This window comes from Frankia sp. CcWB3, from assembly GCF_977927595.1.
In genome coordinates, this window is the sequence record NZ_CDWRCK010000195.1 from 1 (window position 1) to 8,129 (window position 8,129).

Annotated in this window: 5 protein-coding genes and 1 pseudogene; 3 read left to right on the forward strand and 3 right to left on the reverse strand. The window is 71.7% G+C overall.

Features of this window, described 5'->3' with window-relative positions:
* Positions 1-326: 326 nt before the first annotated feature.
* Together ACY5KJ_RS14690 and ACY5KJ_RS14695 are read right to left on the reverse strand one after the other, a co-directional pair.
* Positions 327-533: a DUF1918 domain-containing protein gene (locus tag ACY5KJ_RS14690; RefSeq protein ID WP_462203599.1), complete on the reverse strand. Its 207-nt coding sequence runs from the start codon at positions 531-533 to the stop codon at positions 327-329.
* 144 nt (positions 534-677) lie between these two features.
* On the reverse strand, positions 678-1,898 hold the full coding sequence (locus ACY5KJ_RS14695) for an acetyl-CoA C-acetyltransferase (RefSeq protein ID WP_462188664.1): 1,221 nt from the start codon (positions 1,896-1,898) through the stop codon (positions 678-680).
* A 241-nt stretch (positions 1,899-2,139) separates the two neighbouring features.
* On the opposite strand from ACY5KJ_RS14695, the gene ACY5KJ_RS14700 reads away from it, so the two are divergent.
* A complete protein-coding gene (locus tag ACY5KJ_RS14700) occupies positions 2,140-4,035 on the forward strand; it encodes a C2 family cysteine protease (protein ID WP_462188663.1) in 1,896 nt (631 codons plus the stop codon).
* 21 nt (positions 4,036-4,056) lie between these two features.
* Here ACY5KJ_RS14700 and ACY5KJ_RS14705 read toward each other — a convergent pair whose 3' ends face one another.
* The gene (locus ACY5KJ_RS14705) at positions 4,057-4,983 is read right to left on the reverse strand and encodes a universal stress protein (RefSeq protein ID WP_462188662.1); all 927 of its coding nucleotides are present in this window, start codon (positions 4,981-4,983) and stop codon (positions 4,057-4,059) included.
* A 1,109-nt stretch (positions 4,984-6,092) separates the two neighbouring features.
* On the opposite strand from ACY5KJ_RS14705, the gene ACY5KJ_RS14710 reads away from it, so the two are divergent.
* Both ACY5KJ_RS14710 and ACY5KJ_RS14715 read left to right on the forward strand, forming a co-directional pair.
* The gene (locus ACY5KJ_RS14710) at positions 6,093-7,520 is read left to right on the forward strand and encodes a hypothetical protein (protein ID WP_462203598.1); all 1,428 of its coding nucleotides are present in this window, start codon (positions 6,093-6,095) and stop codon (positions 7,518-7,520) included.
* A gap of 214 nt (positions 7,521-7,734) precedes the next feature.
* Positions 7,735-8,129 (forward strand): annotated as a pseudogene (locus ACY5KJ_RS14715) (RNA-guided endonuclease InsQ/TnpB family protein); the annotation flags it as partial.

The window sequence follows — 8,129 nt, forward strand, 5'->3', positions numbered from 1 at the left end:
AGAACTGACCCGGACCCGTGCTCCGGGCCCGACCCGTGCTCCGGGCCCGAGGGGCGGCCTGGCTCCGACCGGTGTTCGGGCCGGCCGGGATGATCGGCTGGATCGCCGGTGGACGGGGAAGGCGTAGGCATCGGTCACGCTCCGGAGCTATCTGTGTTGCCTCCGGATCGACGCGCGTTACCTGTCGGCCCGACGGCTGTGTCCCTGCTGTATAGCGCAGCAGGTCACACCGCCTGAAGGCCCCGGGGCAGCCGATTTCGCCGGAAAATGCTTCAGGCGATTAACATGCCCTGGGCCTGGCTCCCCGCGCTCGGGCGTGCCCGGGGTCAGACGCTCGCGGACTCCCGTGACGGTCGGAGTTCGACGAGCGAGTCGTAGCTCGGGAAGAAGAGCCCCTCGTGCCCGTCATCCCAACGCACGACGAACGGCGGGCCTCCGTCCTCGCCGCGTACCTCGACCACGGTCCCGTGTCGTTCTGGGCTGCCCACCGTGCGGCCGTGGACGACGAACCTCTCTCCGACGGATGCGAACATCATGATGGCCGACCTCCCTGCCGGGCGATCCGGTCTGTTCTGCCTGGATGCTCCGGTGACCGATCGCATGCGCGTGCTCTTTCTGCCTAGCACGAGGTGCCGGTCGCGGCATATTCGGAGTCCGAAAGGTCGCGAATTCCCGGCTCAGGACAGCCGCTCGACGACCAGCGCCATGCCCTGCCCGCCGCCGACGCACATCGTCTCCAATCCGATGGTCGTGTCGGTGGTGTGTAGTCCGTTCAGCAGGGTGGTGAGTAGGCGGGCGCCGGTCATCCCGAACGGGTGACCGAGCGCGATCGCGCCACCGTGCACGTTCAGCTTCGCGACGTCGAGCCCGAGTGCCCGGTAGGCCGGGATGACCTGCGCCGCGAATGCCTCGTTCAGCTCTACCAGGTCGACGTCGTCGATCGTCATCCCCGCCCGGGCCAGGGCCCGCCGGGACGCCTCCACCGGGGCCAGGCCCATGATCTCCGGTGACAGCGCGCTGACTCCGGTGGAGACGATCCGGGCCAGCGGGGTGATGCCGAGCTCGCGGGCCCTGGTGTCGCTCATGACGATGACCGCAGCGGCTCCGTCGTTGAGCGGGCAGGCGTTACCGGCCGTGACGGTACCGTCTGGGCGGAACACCGGCCTGAGGGCGGCCAGCGCCCGCATCGTGGTTCCCGGCCGGGGACTGTCGTCGCTGTCGATCACCCCGCCGTCGGGCAGCGGCACCGGAATGATCTCCCGCTTGAAGAAGCCGTCCGCGACGGCCCGCTCCGTCAGGTTCTGCGAGCGGCAGGCGTACTCGTCCTGTTCGAGGCGGCTCACGCCGGTGAGCTGGGCCACGTTCTCGGCGGTCTGCCCCATAGCGATGTAGACGTCGGGCAGCTCGCCGGCCGCCCGGGGATCCGTCCAGGGCGCGGACCCCGCCTGCGCGCGGGCCGCCGTACGGGCCTGGGCCTCGCAGTAGCGCGGGTTCTGGGTGTCCGGCAGGCTGTCGCTGTTGCCCCTGACGAAGCTGCTGACGACCTCCACCCTGGCGGCGATGAACGCGTCGCCCTCTCCCGCGCGGACGGCGTGCGCGGCCATCCGCAGAGCCTGCAGAGAGGAGGCACAGTACCGGGAGACCGTCGTGCCGGGAACGGTGTCGAACCCGAGGCTGACGGCGACGACGCGGCTGATGTTGTGTCCCTGTTCGCCTCCGGGTAGCCCGCAGCCGATGATGAGATCGTCGATATCGGCCGGGTCGAGGGCCGGAACCTGGTCCAGGGCTGCCCGGACGATGACGGCCGCGAGGTCGTCGGCCCGCATCCCCCGCAGCGAACCCTTGAACGCCCGCCCGATCGATGACCGGGTTGCGGCGACGACGACGGCCTCGGTCACATGCCCTCCCAGTTCCCGGCGTTCCCGGTGTTCCCGGTGTTCCCGGTGTTCCCGGTGTTCCCGGTGTTCCCGGTGTTCTTGGCGGCAGGATCGCGGGAGCCGCGGTCCCTGCGGCCAAATGATCAAAACTCTAACGCGGACGAGCGCCCGCGGTCGCGGGTGGCCGAGCCGACGCGGCGAGGGGGACCCGTCGGGTTACGCTTTGATCATCCCGTCGCCAGCGAGCCGGATGGCGTGCCCGATGCGAGCAGACCTTGGTACACCCCGTGATGTCGCGGCCCTCGCCGCGGCCGCGGGCAAACTGCGCGAGCGCGCCGCCCGGCTGCGCCGGCTCGCCCCGGAGGTGGCCGGGGTGCTGGCCGGTGTGCGTACCGCCGACACCCCGCGGGCCTGGCGGTCACCGTGGCGGATCCGGTGCGCCGCCCGGCTGGACGACTGGCAGCGGGCGCTCGACGTCGGCGCCGGGGTGCTGCGCGATCGGGCCGGGCTGCTCGACTGGCTCGCCGAGCGGTACGACGAGCGTGCCCACGCCTTGCGCCTCGGTCTCGGCGCGGCTGCCGTGGTATCCGCCGATGAGCTCGCCCGGCTGCGCCGGTTCGACGCGTCCGGCGGCGTCGGGAACGACCCACGGATGTGGATGCTGGCCCACCGACTGGCCACCGGCGGCACCGGGGACGGCAGGCCCGCCGGGATGGTCCCGATTGACGAAACCGTTCTGTTCGATCCGGTCCTGCTGGGCGTCCTGTCCGACCGCCTGCGGGCAGCGGGCGACCGGTCGGCAGCCCTGGCTCGGGCCGTCGCCGCGGACGGGGGACGGTTGAGCCGGCTGCCCGGTCCGTTCGGCGGCGCGGACTGGTCCGGTCCGCACGGCCTGTTCGGGGAGCGCAAACCGCCCGGTCTGGCCGGCTCGCCCGGTCTGGCTGGCTCGTCCGGACGGGACGACCCCGTCGGGTTCGGGCTGCACGCGGTCGCCGTCGGAGCGCCGGCCATAGCGCGCGGCATCGACCGGCGGATGGCGCGTTTCGCCGCAGCCGAGCTGGTCGCCCGCATCGGCACGGATCCGGCGGCAGTGACCGTCAATGATCTGGCGGCGATCATCGCTCGGCTGGCTGGCCTGTCCGCGGCGATGCGCCAGGCGGCCATCTCCCGGCTGCGCGGCCGGCCCCTGGCGGTCCTTGCCGCAGTGGCCGCCCGGGTGATCGAAAATCCGGGCCCCGGCATCCTTCGCTACCTGCCGGCGCTGGCCGACCTCACCGACACCCTGATCGCCGGGGCCTCCTCGGCCATGATCGGAGACCTCCTGCTGGCTTTCCTATGGCTCGAACCCGGCTACCCTGTCGTCCGCGGGCGCCCCGGCGAGGTCGTGGCGGTCGACCGCACCGGCGACCCGACGGTGCGTGACGGGATCAGCCCGAGCGATGTGGGGCAGGGCGGCGTCGCCGACTGCTACCTCGTCGCGGCGCTGATCGGCATCGCCCGCCAGGATCCTGGGCTGCTCGCGGAGCGGCTGCGGGCCAACCCCAACGGCACTGTCACGATCACCATGCACCCCCGCGGACCGGCCGGCGCCGGCGTGGGCGTCACCGTCACGGCCGCACTGCCCGCTCGTCGGGTCCAGCCGCCGTACGGGCGGTCAGAGGATCGATCGGAGGATGAGGTACCCGGGCCGCAGGCGCCGGGCACCTCCCGGTCACGTGCGGCCGGGTACGAGGAGGTCGCGATGGACGGCGACGACGCGGCGGGACGGCCGGAGCTGTGGCCGGCGCTGTACGAGAAGGCCTACGCCCGGCTGCACGGCGGCTATCCCGCCATCGAATTCGGAAATGCGGCGACGGCCCTGCGGACGCTCACCGGGCGATCGGCGCACGTGCTCGCCGCCCACGAGGCGACCGTTCCCGCCCTCGGGGAGCTCCTCGCCGGCGGCGAGGTGGTGATTGTGACCACCCGGCGTCGAACCCGACCTGGCGGGCTCGTCGCGGCGCACGCCTACACCCTGCTCGCCGTGGACGCGGCGCGCCGGCGGGTGCTGCTGCGTAATCCGTGGGATCCGGCGCCCGGGCAGAACAACGAGCGGTGGTACGCCTGGGACGGGATCCTCCCGGACACGCATGCGGTCGTGCACGGCCCGACCCGTTGACGACCGGTCGCCGCTGCCCCGCTACCACTGCCGAATGATCGCCACCGGGGTGGGGCAGTGAAGCATGCACTGGTGGCTGACAGATCCCAGCAGCAGCTCGGCGAAGCCGCCGTGACCGCGGGCGCCGACGACGACGAGATCGCACTCGCGGCCCTTGACGATCAAGGCCTGGGTGGCCGAGGCGGGCACCACCACGGCCCGTAGGTCCAGTCCGGCCGGCAGTTGGCCGCGGTCGCGGACGCCCGCGATGGACTCGTCGAGCACGGCCCGGGCCTGGTCCTCCAGGGCCTGGGTGATCTCCCCCGGTGCCTCGGCGAACGGCAACGGGATCGCCGCGAGCCAGGCGTGCACGGCGATCAGCGGAACCCCGCGCAGCGCGGCCTCCCCGGCGGCCCAGGCGAGGGCCGACAGTGCGTTGGGGGAGCCGTCCACACCCACGGCGATCGGCCGGGACAGTCGGGACGGCGCGCCGGCCGGGATCGTGCCTTCGGCGGCGGTCGCACCCGAGCCGATGGTCGCACCCGAGCTGGCGATGGCGGCCTCGACGTCACCGCGGGCGATCACAACCGGAACCGTGGCATGTACGGCGACGGAGGCACTGACCGACCCGATTCGCAGCCGGTGCAGCAGTCCCTGCCCCCGGGCACCGACCACGATCATGCGGGCGTCGCGGCCGACCGTCAGCAGGGCCTCCGCGCCCGGCAGGTCCACGGCCTGCTCCGCCACGGAGACGGTCGATCCCGGTGGCGTGACCGCCGTCACGGTCTTGTGTAGCGTCCGCTCGGCCGCCTGCGCTAGACCGGCCCGCATCCCGGACTGTGCCGTACCGCGGGCGAAGCCGATCACGGCTCGGATGCCGCACCCCTGCCACTCCGCCTCGGTGAACGCCCAGCGCAGCGCCGTGTGGGAGCCCGCGGAACCATCGACCCCGACCACGATGTCGGCCATCGTCCGCCTCCTTCGAAGCCCGGTCCGGGATACCCGGCTGGTCGGCCTGGAACCCCGTCCGCCAGCGGGGGAGGCCAACGCCGGGGAGGCCAACGCGGAGTGGAGCTGCCCGCCGATCAACAGCTTCCGGTGTTGTTTTCGTGTGTTCGAGCCAGGTGAACCCTACGTTGGGCCATCCTTCCCACGCATCGGCATGATCCATGGTGGGAAGTGGTGAATGGTTGGGTCGCGGGTCCCCGGTAACCCCGTAGTCGGACCGGAAGCCACTGGGCGCCAGCGGCTCCCCTGCCGTGATCGATCGATAAGACGACGAGGTACGACCATGGAGATCCACGATCCCTGTCGTCGGCGACGGTGGTTGGCTTCCGTTGTGTGGCGGCGGGTCGATCTGGTGAGGTGGCTGTTCCCGTCCGGCCTCGCCGGGCAAGGACGAAGAATGCCGTGACCGGGCGGTCCGGTTTCTCCCGGTGTTCCGGTTCCCGGCGATTTTTCTTGTGCGCCGAGTCCCGTCGTCGTTCCGGCTACCGGTGGGCTGGTTCAACCGGTGAGCGCGCCCGGACTCTCCTCCGCACGTGCCGTGGGCAGGGCGTACCCGGGCGCGGTCACCGCGCCGGCCATCCCTCCGGCGCGATGGAGGGGGGATCCTCCACCCCGCCGGGTCCTCCTCCCCGGGGATGCCGTCCCGCCAGGTGACGCAGTAATAAGAATTTGAAGATGACGGATTCAAAATCTGGTTCTGGTGTCACCAGATGAGGTTGAAGGCAGGGAGAGGAACTGCTCGGGAGGTCTTTCAGGATGGCCCGGTGTGGCCTTTTCGTGGCCGCCGGCCCCATCTTTTGCTTTGCGTCAGTCGCGCGATGTTTGATGCGTCTGTCGCACCACGAATCCCCAACGAGGGTGATGAAGTCATGTCCTCTTCATGTGAATGTGGTGGCCCTCCCCAGGAGCCTCCCGTCCAGGCACGGAGTACCGTGCCTGGACAGACGTCGACCGGTCCCCGACTCACCGAACCCGTCCAGGTCGGCATGATCCCCGGGCAACCTGCCCTGATCCGCTCGGGCGGGCGCAGTCCGTCAGCTTCGAGTGACCCCGCCGAGGAAGGGAGGCACGTGGCGTCGGCCGTGACCCAGCTTGCCCTCCCCGGTGCTCTGGTTCTGGTCCGTGCGCAGGAGTCGGGCACGCTGGTGTCCGATCGCGGGGGATGGCAGCGGGCGGTGCTGCGGGCGGCCCTGCCGTCGGCGGCGAAGCTGGTCGCGTTGACGCTGGCGAGCCACGTCGCCGAGGTTCCGCCGGCGGCGCCCGCCGGTGCCGCGGTGAGCGCCCCCGGCCTGGTCACCCTGGTCGCGGAGACCGGTTACAGCCGGACCCACGTGCAGCGCCAGATCACCAGGCTGCGCAACCAGGGCTGGTTGGCGACGGTGGCCCGGCCCGCGGCCGGCAGGACGACGCGGTTAGCCCTGAGCATCCCCGAGGCCGCCGTGCGGGCAGGTGAGGTCCGCTTGGTCGAGGCCGACGTCGCCTCCTCGTCGGCGGCATCGGCCCCGGCGGCATCGGAGGCCGGCTCGGCAACCGCAGCCTCGGCCGCGCCCGCCCGTCGGCGCCGCGGCGGTCGCCGTAGCCGGGTCGGTATGCGGACGGCGTCTGCGGTCGGCCGTCGTTCCCGGGCGATGGCGTCCGTGGCGAGCGATGGCTCGCCTGGTACCGCCAGCCCGGCGGTCAACCTCGCCCCCTCGAGGGGCGCCGACCGCCCGGACCGCCCGGACACCGCCGGTTCGGATGATCCGGACACCGCCCGTTCAGAGCAGCCGGAGCCGGGTGACACCCGACCGGACGGCGACACCCAACCGGCCCCGGCCGTGGGCACCGTCGATCCCGCCACCCGCGGGGCTGTGACGGACGAGCCACGCGTCCTGACGGACGAGACCACTGGGGCAGCGGACGCGTCGACCCCCGAACCGGAGCGGGCCGCCCCGACAGTCCCGTTGCCCCCTCCGCCGCCCGAGCCGATGACCCTGGCCGCCAGCCAGGTGATCACGGTCCTCGCGAACGCGATGCGGCGCCCGACGTCCGACTACCTGGCCATCTACCAGAAACTACGGGTGATCCTGGAGGAAGACAGCTGGGAACCGGTCGAACTGGCCCTGCATCTAGTGCACATCATCACGACCGGTGTCCTGGTCGGGGACGGCGACGAGATCGACAATCTGTCCTGGCGGCTCGATCGCCTGCCCAGGGCGTCTGCCGACTGCAACTGCCGCGCCTGCCTGGAGAACCGGGGGATCAGGACCGGACCGACGCCGGGTTCCACCGTCCCGAACCAGGGGCGCGGGCGCTACACCCGCTCCGCGAAGGAGAAGGGACCCGCGCCCGGACGCCCAGGATGGGAGGCCTACGGGTCCCGAGCCGCCCGCCCGGAATCCGAGGCGCCGCCCGTGTCGATCCCGCGGCCACCGCTGGAGGCCATCGAGGAGGCCGCTCGCGCGGGACGCGCGCATGCCCAGATGGCGAGCCAGTCGGCGGCTGACGGCGCGGCCTGAGCCGGTCGACCCGTGGTCCGGCTCGCCCGCCGCAGCGCGCGGCGGCGGGCGGCGGATGGTGACGGTCGGTGGCGGATGGTGTTGCATAGTCCCAGCGACAGCCCATCATGGGAAGTCATGGTGACCCAGGAACGTAGCGCGCAGGCCCCGTCTTTCAGGGCGGGGCTAGCGCATCAACGACAGCGTGACAGGCAAGCCTGCTATCCTGTCACTTATGGGGTCGAAGGTGGTGAAGCGGGCGTACCGCTACCGCTTCTAGCCGACCCCGGAGCAGGCCGCCCAGCTCGCGCAGACGTTCGGCTGTGTGCGCTACGTGTACAACCGGGCGCTCGCGGAACGGCACCGGGCCTGGTTCCAGGAGCAGCGGCGGGTCACCCACGCCGAGACCGACCGGATGCTCACCGGCTGGAAACGCGACCCGGGCACACTCTGGCTCGCCGGGCCATCGAAAGGGCCGTTGCAGGCCGCGTTACGGAACCTGCAAACCGCCTACGTGAACTTCTGGGAGAAGCGCGCCGGCTACCCCTCGTTCAAGAAGAAGGGCAAGACCGCCGATTCAGCGGCCTACTCCCGGAACTGCTTCACGTTCCGGGACGGGCAGATCAAGCT